This window comes from Nocardia sp. NPDC055002 (assembly GCF_053608825.1).
The window spans coordinates 235,891-254,763 of sequence record NZ_JBSGWE010000006.1 but is presented as its reverse complement, the minus strand read 5'-3'; the positions used below and the strand labels follow the sequence as shown (position 1 = coordinate 254,763).

Annotated in this window: 24 protein-coding genes; 7 read left to right on the top strand and 17 right to left on the bottom strand. The window is 67.8% G+C overall.

Translation table 11 applies throughout. The features are described 5' to 3' along the window. Positions 1 to 207: 207 nt before the first annotated feature. Both ACWF99_RS24845 and ACWF99_RS24840 read right to left on the bottom strand, forming a co-directional pair. Positions 208 to 669 (bottom strand): anthrone oxygenase family protein, encoded by a 462-nt coding sequence (locus ACWF99_RS24845; RefSeq protein WP_452537525.1) that lies wholly within the window; start codon positions 667 to 669, stop codon positions 208 to 210. Continuing rightward, a complete protein-coding gene (locus ACWF99_RS24840; RefSeq protein WP_452537524.1) occupies positions 666 to 1,493 on the bottom strand; it encodes an SDR family oxidoreductase in 828 nt (275 codons plus the stop codon). The genes ACWF99_RS24845 and ACWF99_RS24840 overlap by 4 nt, the downstream gene beginning before the upstream one ends. A gap of 105 nt (positions 1,494 to 1,598) precedes the next feature. Between ACWF99_RS24840 and ACWF99_RS24835 the strand changes: the two genes are divergently transcribed. Beyond that, the gene (locus ACWF99_RS24835; protein WP_452537523.1) at positions 1,599 to 2,033 is read left to right on the top strand and encodes a MarR family transcriptional regulator; all 435 of its coding nucleotides are present in this window, start codon (positions 1,599 to 1,601) and stop codon (positions 2,031 to 2,033) included. 50 nt (positions 2,034 to 2,083) lie between these two features. On the opposite strand, the gene ACWF99_RS24830 is transcribed toward ACWF99_RS24835, so the two are convergent. The 3 genes from ACWF99_RS24830 to ACWF99_RS24820 all read right to left on the bottom strand — a co-directional run bounded on the left by ACWF99_RS24830 (position 2,084) and on the right by ACWF99_RS24820 (position 2,926). Further along, the gene (locus ACWF99_RS24830) at positions 2,084 to 2,233 is read right to left on the bottom strand and encodes a hypothetical protein (protein ID WP_452537522.1); all 150 of its coding nucleotides are present in this window, start codon (positions 2,231 to 2,233) and stop codon (positions 2,084 to 2,086) included. Positions 2,234 to 2,311: 78 nt separating this feature from the next. Next, positions 2,312 to 2,587, bottom strand: coding sequence for a hypothetical protein (locus tag ACWF99_RS24825; protein WP_452537521.1), 276 nt, complete (start codon positions 2,585 to 2,587; stop codon positions 2,312 to 2,314). Between the two features lie 27 nt (positions 2,588 to 2,614). After that, complete coding sequence (locus ACWF99_RS24820; RefSeq protein ID WP_452537520.1) at positions 2,615 to 2,926, bottom strand: SDR family oxidoreductase; 312 nt, start codon at positions 2,924 to 2,926, stop codon at positions 2,615 to 2,617. 56 nt (positions 2,927 to 2,982) lie between these two features. On the opposite strand from ACWF99_RS24820, the gene ACWF99_RS24815 reads away from it, so the two are divergent. From ACWF99_RS24815 to ACWF99_RS24800, 4 genes are all read left to right on the top strand, one after another. After that, on the top strand, positions 2,983 to 3,423 hold the full coding sequence (locus tag ACWF99_RS24815; RefSeq protein ID WP_452537519.1) for a TetR/AcrR family transcriptional regulator: 441 nt from the start codon (positions 2,983 to 2,985) through the stop codon (positions 3,421 to 3,423). A gap of 15 nt (positions 3,424 to 3,438) precedes the next feature. Next, a complete protein-coding gene (locus ACWF99_RS24810) occupies positions 3,439 to 3,762 on the top strand; it encodes a GrpB family protein (protein ID WP_452537604.1) in 324 nt (107 codons plus the stop codon). Between the two features lie 57 nt (positions 3,763 to 3,819). Beyond that, positions 3,820 to 4,665: a helix-turn-helix transcriptional regulator gene (locus ACWF99_RS24805; protein ID WP_452537518.1), complete on the top strand. Its 846-nt coding sequence runs from the start codon at positions 3,820 to 3,822 to the stop codon at positions 4,663 to 4,665. Positions 4,666 to 4,799: 134 nt separating this feature from the next. Next, a complete protein-coding gene (locus ACWF99_RS24800; protein WP_452537517.1) occupies positions 4,800 to 5,564 on the top strand; it encodes a glucose 1-dehydrogenase in 765 nt (254 codons plus the stop codon). A gap of 6 nt (positions 5,565 to 5,570) precedes the next feature. Here the strand turns inward: ACWF99_RS24800 and ACWF99_RS24795 are convergent, their stop codons facing one another. From ACWF99_RS24795 to ACWF99_RS24770, 6 genes are all read right to left on the bottom strand, one after another. Next, entirely contained in the window at positions 5,571 to 6,374 is an 804-nt protein-coding gene (locus tag ACWF99_RS24795; protein WP_452537516.1) for an ABC transporter permease, read from the bottom strand. Continuing rightward, on the bottom strand, positions 6,371 to 7,267 hold the full coding sequence (locus tag ACWF99_RS24790) for a 2-aminoethylphosphonate ABC transporter permease subunit (RefSeq protein WP_378626421.1): 897 nt from the start codon (positions 7,265 to 7,267) through the stop codon (positions 6,371 to 6,373). The genes ACWF99_RS24795 and ACWF99_RS24790 overlap by 4 nt, the downstream gene beginning before the upstream one ends. 40 nt (positions 7,268 to 7,307) lie before the next feature. After that, positions 7,308 to 8,510, bottom strand: coding sequence for an ABC transporter ATP-binding protein (locus tag ACWF99_RS24785; RefSeq protein ID WP_452537515.1), 1,203 nt, complete (start codon positions 8,508 to 8,510; stop codon positions 7,308 to 7,310). A 28-nt stretch (positions 8,511 to 8,538) separates the two neighbouring features. Further along, a complete protein-coding gene (locus ACWF99_RS24780; RefSeq protein ID WP_378626419.1) occupies positions 8,539 to 9,585 on the bottom strand; it encodes a 2-aminoethylphosphonate ABC transporter substrate-binding protein in 1,047 nt (348 codons plus the stop codon). A gap of 109 nt (positions 9,586 to 9,694) precedes the next feature. Further along, complete coding sequence (locus ACWF99_RS24775; RefSeq protein ID WP_452537514.1) at positions 9,695 to 10,381, bottom strand: phosphonatase-like hydrolase; 687 nt, start codon at positions 10,379 to 10,381, stop codon at positions 9,695 to 9,697. A 9-nt stretch (positions 10,382 to 10,390) separates the two neighbouring features. Next, positions 10,391 to 11,518: a TIGR03364 family FAD-dependent oxidoreductase gene (locus tag ACWF99_RS24770; RefSeq protein ID WP_378626416.1), complete on the bottom strand. Its 1,128-nt coding sequence runs from the start codon at positions 11,516 to 11,518 to the stop codon at positions 10,391 to 10,393. Positions 11,519 to 11,615: 97 nt separating this feature from the next. Here ACWF99_RS24770 and ACWF99_RS24765 point away from each other — a divergent pair, with 97 nt between their 5' ends. Continuing rightward, on the top strand, positions 11,616 to 12,338 hold the full coding sequence (locus tag ACWF99_RS24765; protein ID WP_378626415.1) for a GntR family transcriptional regulator: 723 nt from the start codon (positions 11,616 to 11,618) through the stop codon (positions 12,336 to 12,338). Positions 12,339 to 12,342: 4 nt separating this feature from the next. On the opposite strand, the gene ACWF99_RS24760 is transcribed toward ACWF99_RS24765, so the two are convergent. After that, positions 12,343 to 12,702 carry a DUF4254 domain-containing protein gene (locus ACWF99_RS24760; protein ID WP_101468584.1) on the bottom strand — a complete coding sequence of 120 codons (360 nt, stop codon included), beginning with the start codon at positions 12,700 to 12,702 and terminating at the stop codon, positions 12,343 to 12,345. A gap of 398 nt (positions 12,703 to 13,100) precedes the next feature. On the opposite strand from ACWF99_RS24760, the gene ACWF99_RS24755 reads away from it, so the two are divergent. Next, complete coding sequence (locus ACWF99_RS24755) at positions 13,101 to 13,979, top strand: helix-turn-helix domain-containing protein (protein ID WP_378655165.1); 879 nt, start codon at positions 13,101 to 13,103, stop codon at positions 13,977 to 13,979. Here ACWF99_RS24755 and ACWF99_RS24750 read toward each other — a convergent pair. The 5 genes from ACWF99_RS24750 to ACWF99_RS24730 form a co-directional block, all read right to left on the bottom strand. Continuing rightward, entirely contained in the window at positions 13,973 to 14,782 is an 810-nt protein-coding gene (locus ACWF99_RS24750; RefSeq protein ID WP_452537513.1) for an ABC transporter permease, read from the bottom strand. The two genes, ACWF99_RS24755 and ACWF99_RS24750, sit on opposite strands and share 7 nt — an antisense overlap. After that, complete coding sequence (locus tag ACWF99_RS24745) at positions 14,779 to 15,651, bottom strand: ABC transporter permease (protein ID WP_452537512.1); 873 nt, start codon at positions 15,649 to 15,651, stop codon at positions 14,779 to 14,781. The genes ACWF99_RS24750 and ACWF99_RS24745 overlap by 4 nt, the downstream gene beginning before the upstream one ends. Then, positions 15,645 to 16,553: a thioesterase domain-containing protein gene (locus tag ACWF99_RS24740; protein WP_452537511.1), complete on the bottom strand. Its 909-nt coding sequence runs from the start codon at positions 16,551 to 16,553 to the stop codon at positions 15,645 to 15,647. The genes ACWF99_RS24745 and ACWF99_RS24740 overlap by 7 nt, the downstream gene beginning before the upstream one ends. A gap of 201 nt (positions 16,554 to 16,754) precedes the next feature. Continuing rightward, on the bottom strand, positions 16,755 to 17,198 hold the full coding sequence (locus ACWF99_RS24735; protein WP_452537510.1) for a hypothetical protein: 444 nt from the start codon (positions 17,196 to 17,198) through the stop codon (positions 16,755 to 16,757). Between the two features lie 256 nt (positions 17,199 to 17,454). Further along, entirely contained in the window at positions 17,455 to 18,801 is a 1,347-nt protein-coding gene (locus ACWF99_RS24730; protein ID WP_452537509.1) for a TIGR03118 family protein, read from the bottom strand. Positions 18,802 to 18,873: the final 72 nt, after the last annotated feature.

The window sequence follows — 18,873 nt, the reverse complement described above, 5'->3', positions numbered from 1 at the left end:
GCGCGTGGGGCTGCGGGTGGTGGGGCGTCGGCGGACACCGGGGTTGCGACGGGAGGAGGGGAGCCGAAATCATCGGACCGGCCAATCGGTCTGCTGGCACCTCAGGGAACTCGGCGAGAGCAAGGAATGGCGAATCTCGTATGCGGCCATCACTACCTGACACGGAAACGCCCGACCTGTCCGAGTACTGGCCGGGCGTAATTGCCACTATCGACTCCGGCTGGGCAGTACAGCGGTGAGGGCGAGGAATCCGAAGGCGACTACCGCAGCTGCCGTCCGGACGGCGTGGGCGATCTGCCAGCGGTCCCGCACATCCGACCAATCGGCGGGCGGGGACTGCACGTGCCACTCGCTCTGGTCCGCATTGATCGGAAGGTTGACCACGATCGTGAGGCCGAAGACGAAAACGAGAAGGGCTAGCGCGGCCACGATCAACCACCAGGTGTTCGTTCGGAATGTCCGGTAGACCAGCACCGCCGTGGTGACCAACGCGGGCAGTAACGTGATGACGGCGAGCTTGTCGAGCGAGTCGAGCTCGACAAGCCGGACTTGGGTGTAGATCGAGCCGTCGAAGTTCCGCAGGGACAGCTCCAGAATCAGGACTCCGACGAGGAATCCGGCGAAGAGTCCGGCGAAGAGTAGACCGGCGAAGCGCACGTACTTCGTCATGACCATGCTCCCGCGTGGTCGCCGACCCAGCTGGTGAAGCTACGGGCGGGACGGCCGAGGATCATCTCGACCTCGGCGGTCACCGTCGCGGGTCGCTCCAGCTCGCGCTGGTAGCGCGCCATGAGCGCCTGCACGAACGGCTCGCCGAGGCCGTTCCGGATCATCGCCTGGGCGGCCATCTCGGCGGGGACCTCTTGGAAGTGCAGCGGCCTGCCGATCGCCGCGCCGATGAGCGGAACCATCTCGTCGAGCCTGAGTGCCTCGGGTCCGGTAATGGGGATCCTGCGGCCGAGCAGCGCGTCGTCCAGCAGCGCCCGGACGATCACTTCGGCGACGTCGCGCTCGTGGATCACTGCCTCGGCGAAGCCGCCGTACGGGCTCCGAACGGTGTCTCCGAATGCGAGCTGGCCACGCCACATCCCGAGCGTGTTCATCGCGAATGAGCTGGGCCGCACCGCAACCCACGGCAAACCGCTCTCAGTGACGGCGCGTTCGACCTCGGTATTGCGGTCGCCATTGCATCGGGAGGGCTGGTGCTCGGGGTCGTCGTCCACATTGATCGCCGACATCACGACCACTCTCCGGACGCCCTGTTCGGCGGCGGTTCGGAGGAGCTTGTCGGTGTCGTCCTTGACAGCGCGGGGATGGATGAAGAGGCCACGAACTCCCTGTAGTGCGGACCGGATCGCCTCGGGCGCAAAGATTTCCACTCCAGCGGGGAGGAACGCGTGCTCCGGGTCGCGGGTCACGGCCCGGATCTCGACGCCTTCGGAAAGGAGCGCTTCGACGAGTGGGCGTCCGATGATGCCGGTCGCTCCGGTCACGAGGTACATGATGTGATCCATTCGGTTGTCGTATAGTACGAGAACCGTACCACATTATTTTGGGAGTCGTACTATATGAATTCCGTAACACCTACCCGCCGGAAGGTGATCGTCGAGCTCAAGGGGTCCTTGCGGGAACTGAGCAATCAGCTGTCCCTGCTCAACCGACGGATCGGCAGCCGACTCGAGATGAAGGACGTCGACCTCGACTGCCTCGACGTGATCACCCGGCTGGGCCCGCTCGGCCCGAAGTCGCTGGCACGCGAGGCCGGGCTGCATCCGGCGACCCTTACCGGGATCCTCGACCGGCTCGAAAAAGGGGGCTGGGTATCCCGCGAACGCGACCCTTCTGATCGCCGGGCCACACTGATTCGCGGGCTGCGGGAACGCAATGCCGAACTTCTGGGTCTGTTCTCCGGAATGAACTCGTCGCTGGACGAGATCTGCGCCGACTACAGCGAAGCCGAGCTCGAGCTGGTCACCGGCTTCCTCCGGCGCGCCGTTGCTGCGGGGCGTGGCGCGACGGAGGCGCTGGACTGACTCAGGTCGTTGCGGCGATTAGCCGTCGGACCGGCGATGGATACGTCGAGCTACACGGAGCGCTGCGCAGGTCGGCCCCGGATCGCTTGGATTCGCCACGGCTCCAGCTTCCGGATGTGCAGCGCCGGATCCTCGATGCCGGACCAGAAGCGGCCCAGCGGATATCCCGCACCGGCGGAGCGGCCGGTAGTCACTGACACCCAATCCAGGATCCGTCGGTGCCTTCGAGGTGAGCAATCGAAGCTATCGCTCGAACGTCGTCATTCATGCCACGCTCGTCAGCGGAACGCGCCGCTGACGTACTTCGCCCACGCGGCGTAGCTGGTGGCCGGGCGGCCGAGTACTCGTTCGACATCGGGGCTGACCGTCTGTTCGTCCGGGGTGGGTTCGCCGAGGATCGAAAGTGCTTGATTCACAACGGCTTCCGGCATGCGCTCGAGCAGATTGGTGCGCGCTCGGTCGCGTGTGAGTTCGACGGACCGCAGCGGTTCACCCAATGCCGCGGCGAGTGCTGCCGTCTGTTCGCGCGGGGTGATGACGGCCGGGCCGGTCACCGTGTACGCCTGACCGTGATGGCCGTCCTAGCGCAGTGCGGCCACCGCGATATCGAACGGGGCCACTATCGGCAGCCCGATATCGCCGAAGGGCGCGGGGACCATCTTTGCGGTGCGCACCGGCTCGATCCAGGCGAAGGTGTTACTGGCGAATCCGCCGGGCCGCACCGACGTCCACTCCAAATCGGAAGCCGCCAAATCCTTTTCGAAGTCGATCGTGCGGGCGTACCCGGCACTGTTCGGCCGGGCCACCGCGCCCTGCGATGACAGGAAGACCACCCGTCGAACACCCTGCGCGGCAACGGTTTCGAGCAGTTCCTTCGACTCGGGCCCGGTCATCAGGCAAGCGGGAGCGGCTCGCCGACGCCGCGGCCAAGTTCTTTCACGAGCAGGGCGTGGAGAAGACGACCATTGCGCATATCGCGCAGGCCGCCGATGTCCCTGTCGGCAATGTCTACTACTACTTCAAGACCAAGGATCGGCTGGCCCAGGCCGCGATCAGCGCGCACGCACGCACCTTGCGGGAGATCATCACGGCGCTGGAGCAAATCGAATCCCCTGCCGACCGGTTGAAGGCCCCGATTGGGGGCTGGGTGGCCCAGCGCGTCATGGCCTCCCAATTTGGTTGCCCCTCAAAACCTCTCGCCACCGAACTAGATAGGCGTGCGGATGGCCTCGACCGGGAGCTCGCTGCGGTAATCGGTGAACTGCTCGCCTGGATGGAAGCCAGTTCGCGGCGAGGGGTCGCGCCGACGCCAGGGAACTGGCTGTCGCGTTACTCGCCGCATATCAGGATATCTCGTTGCTCACCAATACTTTTCGTGATCCCGCACTGATGGAGGCGGAGGGTAATCGGCTCGAACGCTGGATCGACTCGCTGGCCTGAGTGGGCTCAGCGATTGCTGTATGTCCGGGCCAGGTGTGGTATCCGCACGCATATCCTTCACGTGGTCGAGCTGGCCAGTTGGCCGACCTTCAATCAACGCCTCCTGCGAGACTATCTGCGCGATCACCCGCAGGACGTCGCCCGATACGCGCAGCTTGAGTATGCGATCGCGGATGCTGGTTTCGCTCCAGGCGATTACGCGCGAGCGAAGACCGTCTTGATCCAGGAACTCACCGATCGTGCGCGTGCCGAGCACCCACTCCCGCCGGTTCCGGTTTGGGAGAAGTAGTTCATCTGCTTCAAATGCCGACAGCCACCAACTCGCGTACCGGTTACGTTGGTGTGCATGGCTAGCGCATCATCGACACACCGCCGCGACCAGCTCCGCGATTTCCTCCGATCACGGCGGGAGCGGCTCAGTCCGGCTGAGTTGGGTTTGCCGGTGGCGGGGCGACGGCGGACACCTGGCCTACGCAGGGAAGAAGTTGCGATGCTGGCCGGGGTCGGGGTGTCTTGGTACACCTGGTTGGAGCAGGGGCGTGACATCACGGTGTCGGGGGAGGTGCTCGACGCGGTCGCGGGGGTGTTGCGGTTGAGTGCGCCGGAGCGAACGCATCTGTATGTGCTGGCCGGGCTCAATCCGCCGGTGGCGCGAGGGTCCGCGGTGGAGGTGACCGCGGAGATTCGGGCGCTCATCGATGGGTGGGTGCGTGGACCCGCAGTAGTGCGGGATCGGTACTGGAACATCTTGGCGTTCAACGTGCTTGCGGGTCGGGTGTTCGGGTGTGACGACGGCGAGCCGCACAATTGCCTGGTCACTTTCTTCACGAGCCCGCGATATCGCGGGCTGCCCGACCTGTGGGCCGATGCCGCACCGGGCGTGGTCGCCGCCTATCGCGCGGACGCGGCCCTCGTCCCACAGGACGACGAATTCCAGCGCGTAGCAGGCGAACTCGCCGCTGCCGAGCCGGAGTTCGCCGAACTCTGGGAGCGACACGATGTCGGTGCGCCGCTGCAAGCTGCGAACGCCCTGCACCACCCGGAAGCCGGGGATCTCTACTTCGACGCCACCACGCTCACCGTCGCCGACCATCCCCACTGGTCACTGGTGCTCTACAACCCGAAACCGAATACCGACACCGCCGACCGCCTGGCTGCCCTCCCCCGACTGCGTCTCTCCGAATCCGCGTAGCGACCCATCGCATGCGGGGAGCCGGATCGGCGCGACAGTTGCCGACCGTCCCGCGGTACCGTCGATCCTGGTGGTGACACACCCCTGATAACCGCGCACTGCCTGCTCGGGCTGTCACCCGCCAGGCTGAATTCATGACGCACAACGGTTCTCGATTCGATGGCAAGACCGCGCTGATCACGGGCGGTAGTAGTGGGATGGGGTTGGCTACCGCGCATCGCCTGATCGCGGAGGGGGCTCGGGTCGTGGTGACCGGCCGGGACAAGAAGCGGCTCGACGCGTCTGTCGCCCAGCTCGGTGGGCAGGCGCACGGAATCGCCGGTGATGCCACCGATCTCGATGATCTCGACAACCTCGCCGCGGCGGTGGCAGACCGCTTCGGACACCTCGATCTGCTGTTCGCCAACGCGGGCATCGGCTCGTTCCAGACGATCGAGCAGGTCACCGGCGAGCTCTTCGATCAGGTGATCGGCAGCAATCTCAAGGGCGCCTTCTTCACCATCCAGAAGATCCTGCCGCTACTCCCCGACCACGCTTCGATCGTCATCAATGCCTCCTTCGGCCTGCACCTCGGTGTCCCGGGCTCTGCCCTCTACTCCGCGAGCAAAGCGGCTGTCCACAACCTGACCCGCGCTCTCGCAGCGGAATTGGCGCCACGGCGAATCCGGGTGAACGCGGTCAGCCCCGGCTACATCGACACCCCGGCCTTCCGCGCGGAGCTCTCCGAATCCGCTCGGCAGGGGGTCGCGGCCCTGTCCCCCGCGGGTCGCGTCGGCACCGCGACAGACGTCGCCGCCGCCGTCGCCTTCTTGGCCTCGGCCGACGCCGCCTTCGTCAACGGCCACGACCTGCGCGTCGACGGCGGCCTCACCGCGGTCGGCGCATCGGCGCTGGTGTAGGCCGGCTCAGCGCAGCGCGGCGCGTCCGCGTATGCGGCCGAGCACCACCAGCACCACCAGCGTGACCACGACCAGGACCGTGGTTCCGGCCGCGGCGTCGAAGACTTCGCCGCGGTCGGTCTGCGCGAAGATGCTGACGGGCAACGTCTTCCAGGTGGCGGGGTAGACCATGATGGTGGCGCCGAGCTCGCCCATGGAGAGGGCGACCGCCAGGCCCGCTGCCGCGCCGAGAGCCGGTAACAGCAGCGGCAGGGTGATCTGGCAGAGGACGCGAACAGGACCCGCGCCAAGGGATTGCGCGGCCTGCCGGTAGGCGGGGTCGAGCCGATCGAGCGCGGCGGAGACCGCGCTGAAGGCGTAGGCCAGAACCAGGACCGCATGGGCGACGATGACGATCCACTTGGTACCGCCGAGGAGCAACGGGCGTTCGTTGAAGGCGATGAGGACGCCGAGACCGACCGCTACCGACGGGACGGCGACCGGGAGGTGGAAGACGGCGTCGGTGAGACGGCGCAACCAGGTGGGCGCCTCGCGGGAGGCCAGGGCCGCCCACGTGCCGAGGACGAGGGAGATCGCGCCGGCGAGCAGGGCGGTTTGCAGGCTCACCGAGAGGCTGGCCGCCTGCTCACCGCTGAGCGCGTGGCCGATATTGGTGAAGCCGAGGTCCGACGGCAGTGGGCCGGTCCAGCTGCCTGCCAGGGCGGCGGCGACCACGGTGGCGATCGGGGCGACGAAGACCACCGTAACCACCAGCCCGAACACGCCGAGTACCAGCGCTTTTCCGCGAGAGGTCCAGACGAGCACGATCATTGCTCCTTCGGGCGGGCGATGAACCGGGCGAACACGAACCGGTAGACGAGGTAGAGGCCCAGCGAGAGCAGCACCTGCACCGAGGCCAGCACCGCCGCACCGGGCAGGTCGAAGGTGACGATGCCCCGGGTGTAGATCAGCGCGGGCAGCGTGATGACGCCCTTGGCGCCGGTGAACAACACGATGCCGAACTCGTTGAGCGTGAGCAGCAGCACCAGCGACCCGCCCGCCGCGAGCGCGGGCCACGCCTCGGGCAGCACCACCTGCCGCAGCACCCGCCACGGTGAAGCGCCGAGACTCGCTGCCACATCGAGCTGTTCCCGGGGCAGCTGCGCGAACGCGGCCAGCACGGGTCGCACCACGAACGGGGTGAAGTAGGTGATCTCGGCCAGGATCACGCCGAGCGGGGTCGTCAGAAAGTCGATGACCGGTGTGGTGGCGCCGGTCAATTCGGCGATCAGGGCATTCACCGCGCCCGCCGTCCCGTAGAGGAAGGTGAAGGCGAGGGTGATCAGGAACGAGGGCAACGTCAGGATCGTGTCGATGAGCCTGCCGACCAGACCGGATCCGGGGAACGGCACGAAGGCCAGCACGATCGCCAGAAACGTGCCGAGCACCAGACACCCCGCCGTGGCACACACGGCGATGGAAACGGTGCGCCACAACGCTTCCCGAAATGCTTCGGAGCCGAGTACCGACGTCCACACCTCGGTGCCGCGCCCGGTCGGCGTCTGGGTGGACTCGGTGAGCACCCGCAGAATCGGATACCCCGCGATCCCGAGCACCACGAGCACGGGCGGCAAGGTCCACAGGATCGGCAACCACGACCGGCGAGGCGCGCGATCTTTCGACGGCGGCGACGCGTCGGGCCGATCGAGAACTACAGCGCTCACGACAGCACCTCGCTGATGCCCGGTTCGCGCACGATCGCTGTCATGACTGACCCTCTGCGGACACGGAACTTCCTGCCGTAGTGGATGTCTCGCCGATTGCGCGAGGGATGAGCACACCCGCCGGGTCCGGAAGCTTCACCCCGACAACGGCACCGGCCTCGGTCGTGAAGTGCCCCGACACGTCAGCCGCGAGCGTGCCGGGTAGCCCGTCGATCGACAGCTCTACCCTGGTCGTGGCACCACGCCATACCGAGGTCGACACGGTGGCGCGCAAGGCGTCCCGCTCACCGGGTTTGCCGACGGTGATCGTGTGCGGGCGGATACACAGCAGCGCGTCGTCGTCGGGCGCCCACTCCGCCAGTCCCACGCCGGGTTGCGGCGCCTGGGCGCGCAGGGTGTTGGTGCCCGCGGTGACCAGGGCCGCGGTGCCGGTGACGTGGTTGACGGTGCAGGGCACCAGGTTCGCGCCGCCGAGGAACCCCGCGGTGAAGTCGGTGGGCGGGCGCTGCCACAGGTTTTCGGCCGTGTCGATGTCGACGAGGCGGGAATCGCGCATCACCGCGATCCGATCCGCCAGTGCCAGCGCCTCGGCCTGATCATGGGTCACGTACAGCATCGCGGTGTCGGGCAGCGCTTTTCGCAGCGCCTGCAACTCGCCGAGCATCGAATGACGCAATTGCGCGTCGAGCGCGGCGAGCGGCTCGTCCAGCAACAGGACGCTGGGCTTGATGGCCAGCGCACGGGCGATCGCCACCCGCTGCTGCTGGCCACCGGACAACTCACGCGGGAGCCGCTGCGCGTAGCTGCCCATGCCGACCATGTCGAGCGCCTCGGCGACCCGTGCGGCGATCTCCGCCCGCGGCACCCGATGCGATTTCAGGCCGAACGCGACATTGCTGTGCACGGTCATGTGCGGGAACAACGCGTAGGACTGCACGACAACACCGATCCCCCGCTTGGCGGGCGAGAGATCGGTGACGTCGCGGCCCGCCAGGCGGACCGCGCCCGAGGTGGGCCGGACGAAACCGGCCAGGGCCTTGAGCGCGGTCGACTTGCCCGAACCACTCGGGCCCAGGAGCGCGACGGTCTCACCGACGGCGACGCGCAGGGTGAAATCGGCCAGCGCGACGGCGGCCTTGCGGCCGCGGCCGTAGCTGACCCCGACCCGGTCGAACACGATCGCGGGTTCGGTGGTGGCCGCCACGGAAATGGCGGATCTCATCTGGAGGTCACCGTCGGACATCGTCAACTCCCTTGTGTCACAGCCGCAGTCAGCTGCCGGTTGCCTTCTGGTACGCCGCGACATCGGCGTCCAGCTCGGTCAGCACCTTGTTCCAGTCGACCGGGACCACCTCGACACCCGTCATGGCGGCGGCCGGACCACCGTCGGCCGGGGCGGGCACATCGGTGCGGGGCGACACGGCGAACGCCTCGGGGCCCAGTTTCGCCTGCGCGGCCGGGGCCATCAGGAAGCTCATCAGCTTGGTGGCGTCGTCCTTGTGCGGCGCACCCTTGGCCAGACCCATCATGTACGGGACGGCCACGGTGGAACGCTTGCCTGCGGCGGCCGGGAAGAAGACGTTGAACTTGGAGCCCTTCTCCTTCACCGTGGTCAGGTTCATCTGCACGTCGCCGTTGGCGATGAGCAGCTCACCCTTGTCGACCTTGGCTTGCAGCTTGCCGGTCGAGGACGACGGGCCGACGTTGTTGGCCTGCAACGCGGCCAGGTAGTCGAGGGCGGCCTGCTTGCCACGCAGCTGCTGCAGCAGCACCAGTACCGCGGTGCCGTCACCGGCCTGGCCGGGAGTGGAGTACTGCAGCTTGCCCTTGTACTCCGGCTTCAGTAGGTCTTCCCAGGTGAGCGCCGAGGCGTCGACCGCGGGGTTGGCGATGAAGCACAGGAAGTTGTTGGCGAGGGTTACATAGCTGCCGTCGGCGTCCTTGGCCGCGGCGGGAACAGCGGCGGTGTCGATGCCGCTGGGCTGCAGCAGACCTGACTGCTTGGCCTTCTGGATGAACGGCGGCAGCGTGACGACGACGTCGGCCTGCGGGTTGGACTGCTCCTTGTCGACCCGGTTCACGACCTCGCCGGAGCCCGCCTCGACCAGGTTGACCGCGATGCCGGTCTCCTTGGTGAACGCCTCGAATTGGTTCTTGTACCAGCCACCGACACCGTCGGCGGAGTACACGGTGACGGTCTTGCCGTCCGCGGATTCGGTACCGGTGCCACCGCAGGCGCCGGTGAACGCGACGGCGGTGACGCCGGCCAGCAGCAGCGCGGCCTTGGACAGGCGGCGCGCGGTGAGGGAAGTACGCACGATGACAGCAACTTTCGTTTCAGATGTCGGGGGAATCGCAGGGGCGGGTGGATCGGAGGGCGACGCCGCGGCGAATACCGCGACGCCAGGTTCGGCAGCGCACCAGCTCTCAGTGCGCGAGCACCAGCGCCGGGAAGTCGGCGACCGACGCCACGACGTGGGTGGCGCCGGCGGCGCGCAGCTGCTCGGCGGTGTGCGCGCCGGTCAGGGTGCCCGCGACGATGCCCGCGCCGGCGGCCAGGCCGGTGGCGATATCGCTGGTGGTGTCACCGAGCACGGCGATCCGGTCGACGGCGTCGACGCCGAGGCGCAGCGCGGCGGCCAGCACCATGTCGGGGTAGGGGCGGCCGCGTCCGGCGTCGGACGGCGCGAGGGTGAGATCGACCAGGTCGGCCCAGCCCAGCGCGGCGAGGAGCTTGTCCTGCGTGCTCCGGCTGAATCCGGTGGTCAGCGCGACCCGGACACCGGCCTCACGCAGTGCGGTGATCGCTTCCACCGCACCGGGAATCGGCGCGATATCGGCCTCGTCGACCAGTGCTTCGTAGGCGGTTTCGAAGGCGCTGTTGGCGTGGTGGGCGGCAGCCTCCTCGCCGTCGAGCAGCGCGCGGAACACCTCGATCTTGGACTGGCCCATGGTGTCGACCACGTAGCGGCGAGCCTGTTGCCGGCGCGGGCCCTCGGGCTCGATCCCGGCGGTGGTGGCGGCACTCTCGAAGGCGCGCAACACCAGTCCGCCGTCGGCGACGGTGGTGCCTGCCATGTCGAGGGCGGCGAGCTGAATCTTGTTGTTCGACACAGTTGTTCCTCACAGTCCGATCTGGTCGGCGGTCTGTTCGCCGATGGCGGGGCCGAGCGTCATACCGCGACCGCCGGGGCCGGTGACGACCCAGACGTTGGTATCGGCCCGCACCCGGGTGACGACGACTCCGGGGTCGACGCTCTGGCTGTAGACGCCCGCCCAGCGCCGCACGATCGGCGGCAGCTTGCGGCCGAGCAATTCCTCGGTCACCTCGGTGAGGTGGTCATAGGGTGCTTCGTCGACGTCGAAGGCGAACGGCTCGACGTATTCGTGGGTGTCGCCGATGGTCAGGCCACCGTGCAGGCGCTGCACGCACAGCAGCTGCATCTTGTGCTCGGCGGCGGTCGCGGTCTGCGATTGCTCGGCGGCCAGCGAATCCACCTGCGGACCCGCGAAACCCGGGTAGTACCGGAAGCTGTCGCCGTCGGCGATCGCGGTGGTGAGCGGTTCGCCCAGCGGGGCGGTCTGCATCATCTGCAGCCGCACGCGGCGCACCGGCAGTTCGCCCGCCAGCTCACGGGTGAGCCCGGAGTGGGCGGCGCCCGGGCAGTGGATGACGAGGTCGGCCTCGTGGCGGCGACCGTGATCGTCGACGACCACCGCGCCGGAACCGGTGTCGAGGACCGCGCGGGCCTCGGTGCCCTCGTGAAAGGTGTAGCGATCGGAGGCGGCCATGTGGGCGCGCAGCGCGGGCAGTGCTTGCCGCGACTCCACGGCGGCATCGGTCGAGCAATGCAGGCCCGCAAGGTATTTGCCGCGCACCGCCGGGTTGATCGCGCGTACCTGGTCGGGGTCGAGCAGGGTGAACCCGCGGGCATCGGCGGAGTCGCCGGCAGCCGCGGCCTCGGCGACAGCGAGTTCGGCGGGGGTACGCACCAGCGTGATCGAACCGGCGGGCCGGAAGCCGACGCCGGCCACCCGGCCGCCGATCTCCTCCCACAGCTCGCGCGAACGCAGCGTCAGTTCCAGCTCGTTCGCCGACCGGCCCGAGACCCAGACCAGGCCGAAGTTGCGGACCGTCGCGCCGCGGGCTTCGCGTTCGCGTTCGAGGTGCACGACCTCGTGTCCACGGGCTGTCGCCGCCCAGGCGTGGGCGGTGCCGAGGATCCCTCCACCGATGATGACCAATCGCATGCCACCGATAGTGGCAAATGGTCTAGACCGATAGGTGTGGGCCGCGAGAACGGCAAGTTAATTTTTGGTATAGACCAATCCGGGTAGGGTGGGCAGCATGGATTCGCCGCAGACGACCCGAGTTCCGAAGGTGTTCCTGGTTCGCACCGAAATCGATCTGCTGCTGGCCGATCTCACCGAGGGCGACCCGGTGCCCTCCGAACGCGACCTCGCCACCCGCTTCGGCGTCGCCCGCGAGACCGTGCGACAGGCGCTGCGAGAATTGCTGGTGGAAGGCAGGATTCGCCGTCAAGGCCGCGGCACGGTGATCTCCCGCCCCAAACTCACGCAGCCACTGTCGCTGCGCTCCTATACCGAAGGCGCGATCAGCCTCGGCCGCACCCCCGGCCGCATCCTGGTGGCCTGGGAAGACGTCGCCGCGGACGCGGCGACGGCCACCGACCTCGAGGTGGAGCCGGGCACCGAGGTGATGCACCTCGAGCGGGTACTGCTCGCCGACGGTGAACGTGTCGGGCTGGAGAGCACCTACCTGCCACTGCACCGCTTCGCCGCCCTGCGCGGCAGCTATGACCCCACCACTTCGCTGTACGCCGCGATCCGCGCCACCGGCGTCGAACTCGCCGGTGCGCGCGAACGCATCGAAACCGTACTCGCCGCCCCGAGAGAGGCGGGTCTACTCGAATGCACCACCGCACTACCGATGTTGCTGCTGCACCGGCGCAGTGTCGACGCCGACGGCGCACCCATCGAACGGGTGCGCTCGCTCTACCGTGGCGACCGCATCGCCTTCGAGGCGAGACTGTCACCGGAGCCGGCGTAGCCCCTTACTGCTCGGGCAGCCGCCGCCGCCCACCGGCCACATCGGTGACCAGATCTGTGTAACCATCCACAAGCTCGGCGAGGTGGTACCAGTGCTTGTGGGTGTTGTCGCTTCGCGCGCCGTCGATGTCGATCGCCTGATTGGCATCCACCCAGCTACGCGCCATCCGGTCGACGACCGCACCGAGACTTTCGGTGTGCAGCGAGGCGCCGTTGCGATGCAACGGGATCTCCTGGACACACCAGTCGTTGATATCGTCGACGAGTTCACTTCGACGGCAATCGATCTCGGCGATCAATGCCGTATCACGCACCTGCCCCCGCCGTTCGTGCAGTTCAGCGAGTGCGTGCGCTGACCGCAACAATTCGCGATCTTGAAATCGCCGCCCCTGAAATGCGCACAACAATTGCGGAGCGGTGGGCAGTATGCCCATCACCGGCGCGCTCATCGCACGGCCCCGAATTCACCCGACACCCAAGATTTGTCTACCAACATGATTGGCTCTCGATTCGGTTATCCCGGTCATCTGTTTGGATTGTTCGCAACCAGGCTAACTGGATCATGCTCGCTCAGAAGGCGAAACGCAAGATTGCGTTATCACTCCTGCAGTAAAGCCGCCCTGACAGAACCGGGAGTCACATGCGCAGCGCCGCACGGTCTTCCGGCGTGCCTCGCGGACTCGCCGAACACCATGGCATGCCCTATGCCTCCGTCTTCGCGGAACGCGTGACATAGCGGCCTTGCAGCGCAATAATGCGTTTCATGGCAGGCAAGCGCACGACCCTGACCGTCCGGCTCCGCAGGCTCGCAGCCATGTTGCGCGAGTTGCGCGAAAGTGCCCAGCTGAGCAAGGAAGACGTCAGCGCGCGAACCGGAATCAACGTCACCACGCTGTACCGGATCGAAATGGCGCAGGCGCGCCCACAACGTCGCACTCTCGGCGCCATGCTCGACCTGTATCAGGTCGACGACAAAATGCGCGAGGAAGCACTCAGTCTGCTCACCGATGCGTTGAAACCCGGCATGTCGCGACCTTACGAAGGCGCGGTGTCGGAGGTGTACGCGAATTACATCAACTTCGAGGCGGAAGCGTTGTCTGCCAGGCAGTACCAGACCTCGACGGTACCCGGCCTGCTGCAGACCTTCGAGTACGCCGCCGCCGTGATCGACACCTCGATGCCACGCCTGGATGCCTCGGTGATGGAGAGCCGGGCGCAGGCGCGCATGGATCGCGCCATCAACCTGACCAAGGACGACCCGCTGGAATTGTGGGTGGTGATGGACGAGGCGGCGATCCGCAGGGTGGTCGGTGGACCCGCGACGATGGCGGGCCAGCTCGACCGGCTGCTCGACGAGACCAAGCGCAAGAACGTGATCCTGCAGGTACTTCCGTTCGACGCGGGCGCGCACCCCGGCATGGCGGGCTCGTTCACGCTGCTCGACTTCCGCAATCCCGTCGACCCCGAACTGGTGTACGTGGAGAGTATGTCCGTGCACGATCTGGTCGAGGGGCACTCGGAGATCCGCCGGTTCGGCGTGATCTTCGACCAGCTGCGGGCGATGGCGTTGAGTCCCCGCGATTCGGCGAAGCTGATCACCGAGGCACGGGACGCGATCACCCGCTCCGCGTCCGCTCAGTAGCGGCTGGCCCGGCGGAAACCGATCGCGGCCGGTAGGGCGAAGATCGCGATCGCGCCGAGGGACCACGCCAGAGTGGCCAGCAGCGGGCCACGCACCGGCCCGCCGAGCGAGAGTCCGCGCATGGTGTCGATGGCGTGCGTGAGTGGGTTGTGCTCCACGATCGGGCGTGCCCAACCGGGATAGGCGGCGAGCGGGACGAATCCGGTGCTGAAGAACATCAGCAACGACGATCCCAGCGAAACCACCTCCACCAGTGCGGCTTTAGCGGTGTACACCGCCAGTGCGGTGACCATCGTCGCGAAGCCGAGTCCGTACAGCACCGGGATGGCGAACAGGGCGATCGCGGCAGGCAGGCCCTGGGTGAAGCGGAATCCGAGTGCGATGCCGACCGCGAAGATCACCATGGTGCACACCAGGATCCGGACGCCTTCGGCCAGGACGCGCGACAGCAGACCCGAGGCGCGATGGACCGGCAGCACCCAGAATCGGGAGAGCAGTCCCTCGTCGCGCTCGCGGCCCAGGGTGACGGCTCCGGCCAGGGAACCCGACATCACCCCGACCAGTGCGACCATCGGGACCGAACCGTAGAGGGCGTCGGCGCCCGCGAACGACGACACCTGCTTGCCCAGTACGGCATTGAGCATCACCAGTAGCAGCGCCGGGAAGAGCAGGGCCTGCATCACGGTCAACGGGTCTCGAGTCCAGCGAGTCAGCAGGCGCCGGGTCTGGATCACCGTCTGCGGTAGCAGCATTCGCAGCGACTCGCTGTGCCGTGCGAGAGCGGGCAGGGGAAGGGTCGTCATGCGGCCCGCCGGGCGGCATGACGCCAGGACAGACCGCCGCAGACCACCAGGATGCCGAGCGCCCAGGCCAGGCCGGGGCCCAGCGTCGCGAGGTCGACGGTGCCCGCGTCGCCGGTGGAATCGCCCGCCAGCGCGCGCAGGCCGTCGACGAACTGGGAGACGGGCTGATTGCGGGCGAAACCCTGGATCCAGCCCGGAAATTGGCTCGCGGGCGCGAAGCCGGTGGACACCATGCCGAAGATCAGCTGGGGCAGGACGAGGATCTGGGTGGTGGCCTCGGGACTGGCGGACACGCTGCCGAGCAGATCGGCACCGCAGCACAGGGCCGTCGCGATCAGCAGCGAGAACGCGAGAAAACCGACTGTGTGCCACCAGCTTCCGTAGAAGCGGAACCCGATGACGGCGCCGCAGACGAGCGCGGCGCCGACCGCGATCACCGCACGGTGGGCGGCCACGGTGATCCTGGCCGCGAACGGGACCCAGCGTGGCATCGGCAAAGTCGCGAACCGGACGTCGAGGCCGTCACGGGCATCGGTGGCGGCACGGAACGCGGCCGAGATGGCGCAGAACGCCACGGCCTGCATGACGATCATCGGCATCAGGAACTGGGCGTAGCTGCTCAGGCCGTGCCCGTAGACGGTCATCACGAGGTTGAGCGGGACGTAGAAGCCGAGAGTGAACACCGCGGGGGCGAGCAGGGCGGTGAGGATCTCACCGGTGCGCCATGCCGGGCGGATCAGCCGTCGCGCGAGCACCCACCACTGGGTGAACGCCACCGTCGGCGCGCGGTCGGAAGTGAGCTCGTCGGCGGTCGGCACGCCCCCATCGTGGTCGACGCGCGCGGTGGTGCCGGGGAACCCGGTCAGCATGTCGTGCGCGCGGAGGGCGGGGCGGTCGCGAGGATGCGGGCGATCTCGGGGAGGACATCGGGTGCGGTGAGTTCGTCCGGGGTGGCGTCGAGGACGAAGCCGGTGACCGCACCCTCGACGTAGGGGCGCCACCGGCGAACCGTGGCACCGGGGTCGAGGCGATGGGTGCCGCCGGGTTCCCGGCCCGGGATGCACACGGTGAGGTCGCCGAGGAGCCACGAGGGTCGGTGTCCGGACACCATGCGTGCGGCAGTGGCGCTCAGGCCGGCCAGGCGGTCGAGATCGTCGCCGGTGATGTCGATCGTTCCCGCCGTCGCGGCGTTGATCGCCGCGGCGTTGTCGTCGGAGGTCGTGGTTGTCGCGCCTTCCGCAGCTGCGTCGAAGGCCGGGCCGTCGGCGCCGAGCAGCGAGGCGATACGGTCGGCCGGCAGCGGCGCCGGGGCGGGGGCTTCGGGGTCGGTGGCGAGAACGACGACGCGAACTCGCTCGCCTGCCGCGCGGAGCCGAACCGCGACTTCGTGGGCAACGAAACCCCCTGCGGACCAACCGAGTAGCTGGTACGGGCCGTGCGGGGCGATGCGGCGGATCTCGGCGAGACAGCGGGTGGCGTAGTCGCGGATCGTGCGCGGTTCGGCGCTCGCCTGCAGGCCGTAGATCGGGACGCGAGGATCGAGGTGGGCGACCAGGCCCACATAGTTCCAGGCCAGGACCGCTTCTCCGGCCAGGCAGAACAGCGGTGCGCCGTCGACGTAGGTGGTGCGCGGGCGGATCGGCAGCACCAACGCCGTGGCCGCGGAATCGGCACGCTCGCCGACGGCCGACTCCGCCGAACAGGAATCGGGCCGACCTGCTGTCCACCCGCAGGCGGACGGCAGATCGGCCGGATCGTCAACAGTGCCCACAACAAATGATACGTCGCGCGAAACCCCCAGCAGCCCAATACTTTCGGGGGCTTCCGCCGCAGACCGACCGCGCATCCGAACTCCTTCGCCGACCCGACCACAGATGGTGTGAGTTCCACTGTCGCGCGGGACGGCCCCGGCCCCAACCATCCCCGGGGCCCGGTCTCGCCCACCCAGGTGGCGGTGAATCCACCCTTGGTGTCAATACGTGTTCGCGGGCAGGCTGCGCGCACCGGACCACAGATCGTCGATCAGGCGCTCATAGCTGTCAGCGAGGTCGTCGAGGCGGACCCATTCGTCGTAGCAGACCGACACGGGGGCGCCGGCCAGGGCGACGAACGCCTGGGAACAGTGCTTGGCCAGACGATCGACCAGGCCGCCGAGAGTTTCGCAGTGTTCGTCCGCCGCGGCGTGCGGAACGGGGGCGGCGAGGATCACCCAGCGGTCGATCGCGCGCATCAACTGGGCCCGGCGCCGGTCGATGCGCTCGGACTCGCTCAGCGGGGAGTGCGCGCGCAACTGGTGCAGCAGCGCCAGCTCCCCGGCGGCATCAAGGATGGGGTGGTCATCGTGTGGCAAACCACGGAACGCCGCGAGGAGCACGTCCTTGCCGGGCAGCATCGACTCTCGTGCCGCGTGCCGCATTTCACCGCTCCCCCGCCGAACCGCCGACGTCAACGCGCGAAACCTTCATCTGGCACTCCTCCGGCTCGGGCACGGCACCCCGGTGGAGGTGCCATCGCGTGCGGACGGAACAGGCCGGGTGGACACCGATCGCATCCACCCGGCAACCATTCCGCCACCACTGTCCCCTACAACGGCCCGTCGGCGGAAGCGAATCGGCACGGACATCCACATTGTCCGCTTCGCCGCCCCTTGTCCGCCCCGCCCCCGAGCTTGCCTACTGCACGCGCAGGCTGCCGAAGAGGCCGTCCTTCTCGTCTTCGGGACCTGCCGTGAAGTAGAGGGCGTTCGCGTCGCCCAGGCTTTCGCCGTTGCCGAACATCAACGCCCACAGGCCCGCGATCTCGACCGGCTTCGCCTCACCGTCGCGCAGATAGTCGACAAAGGTGCCGGTGGTGTCGTCGTAGGCGAGGACCCGGCCGAGGCCACCGAAGTTGCCGATCAGCAGCTTGCCCGACAGCGCGCCGAAGTTCGACGGCGCGATCGCCACACCCCACGGCGCGTTGAGCCTGCCGCCGTCGTCGATGATGCGAACCAGCTTGCCCGCGCCGTCGAACTCGGCGACCTTGCCCTTGTCGGGCTTGCCGTGGGAATCCTTGTCCTGGTCGGCGTCGAGCGAGGCTTCCTCGGCCTTGTCGAAGGCCTTCGGGTCGTTCTCGTCGGGCTGCGTCACGGCGTAGGACACGAACACCCGGCTGCCCAGGGTGGTGATGTTGAACGGCGCGGGATCGCCGGGCTTGGCCTTCTTGCCCTTCTCGGGCGAGGACGCGTCGATCACCTCGCCGGTGGCGAACGGGTTGGCGAAACCGGTGGTCGCGACCGGCTGCCAGAACTTGTCGAAGGTGCGAACCTGCGGGTCGGCACCGAAATCGGCGGCCAGCAGTTTGTCACCCGAGGGCGCCAGCGCGATTCCGAAGAAGGCCATGCCCTGCGCGGAACCGTCGAACACCTGGTTCGCGCCGCCGTCGCGGCGCACGATCGCGCCGTCGGGGGCCTGCTCGGTCCAGGCCGAGATCTTGCCCGAGTCGGTGGCGAAGATGAAGCGCGAGGAACCGCCGAGCGGGATCGGCACACCGTCCACATCGACCCACTGGTCGCGCACCGCGAACAGATCCGAGGTGATCGGCGCCGGGTTGAACACGACGCCGGTGACCTTGCCGATGCTCTTGTCGGAGGTGTCGGCATCGGCGCCGGGGACGCCGACGAGCTTGAGCTGGTCCTGGGTCAGCTTCTGCAGCTTGGGATCCGAAGACGACTGCACGTCACCGAGGAACTGGAACGACTTGCCGCCCGCGCCGACCCAGAAATGCCCACCGGCGCCCTTCGGCCGATCTGCCAGCCCCCAGGCGTTGACCATGCCGGGCAGCGTGAACTGGGCGTGATAGGAGTCCTTGTCGGCGGCCAGGTTGGTCTGGCCGTAGCGGTTACCGTCCAGCGCGGCCACATCGTCGTTCGAGGGCTCGGTGTTCGAGCACGCCACGGCGAGCAACACTGCCGCGCCGAGTACCGCACCGCGCACCAGCCCGGACCGCACCCCGCGGGCGCCCCTCACATGTCCGTTCACGTTCTTGTCCTTTCGACCTTCCGCCGGACGGCGTTCAGGCGAGGCTGACCTTATCGTGGCTGATGCGGCGGT

Coding starts and splice junctions, on each gene's coding strand:
- ACWF99_RS24845 (WP_452537525.1), bottom strand. CDS start 669: ATGACGAAGTACGTGCGCTTCGCCGGTCTACTCTTCGCCGGACTCTTC.
- ACWF99_RS24820 (WP_452537520.1), bottom strand. CDS start 2,926: ATGACCGGGCCCGAGTCGAAGGAACTGCTCGAAACCGTTGCCGCGCAG.
- ACWF99_RS24805 (WP_452537518.1), top strand. CDS start 3,820: ATGGCTAGCGCATCATCGACACACCGCCGCGACCAGCTCCGCGATTTC.
- ACWF99_RS24800 (WP_452537517.1), top strand. CDS start 4,800: ATGACGCACAACGGTTCTCGATTCGATGGCAAGACCGCGCTGATCACG.
- ACWF99_RS24795 (WP_452537516.1), bottom strand. CDS start 6,374: ATGATCGTGCTCGTCTGGACCTCTCGCGGAAAAGCGCTGGTACTCGGC.
- ACWF99_RS24785 (WP_452537515.1), bottom strand. CDS start 8,510: ATGTCCGACGGTGACCTCCAGATGAGATCCGCCATTTCCGTGGCGGCC.
- ACWF99_RS24770 (WP_378626416.1), bottom strand. CDS start 11,518: ATGCGATTGGTCATCATCGGTGGAGGGATCCTCGGCACCGCCCACGCC.
- ACWF99_RS24765 (WP_378626415.1), top strand. CDS start 11,616: ATGGATTCGCCGCAGACGACCCGAGTTCCGAAGGTGTTCCTGGTTCGC.
- ACWF99_RS24755 (WP_378655165.1), top strand. CDS start 13,101: ATGGCAGGCAAGCGCACGACCCTGACCGTCCGGCTCCGCAGGCTCGCA.
- ACWF99_RS24750 (WP_452537513.1), bottom strand. CDS start 14,782: ATGACGACCCTTCCCCTGCCCGCTCTCGCACGGCACAGCGAGTCGCTG.
- ACWF99_RS24745 (WP_452537512.1), bottom strand. CDS start 15,651: ATGCTGACCGGGTTCCCCGGCACCACCGCGCGCGTCGACCACGATGGG.
- ACWF99_RS24735 (WP_452537510.1), bottom strand. CDS start 17,198: ATGCGGCACGCGGCACGAGAGTCGATGCTGCCCGGCAAGGACGTGCTC.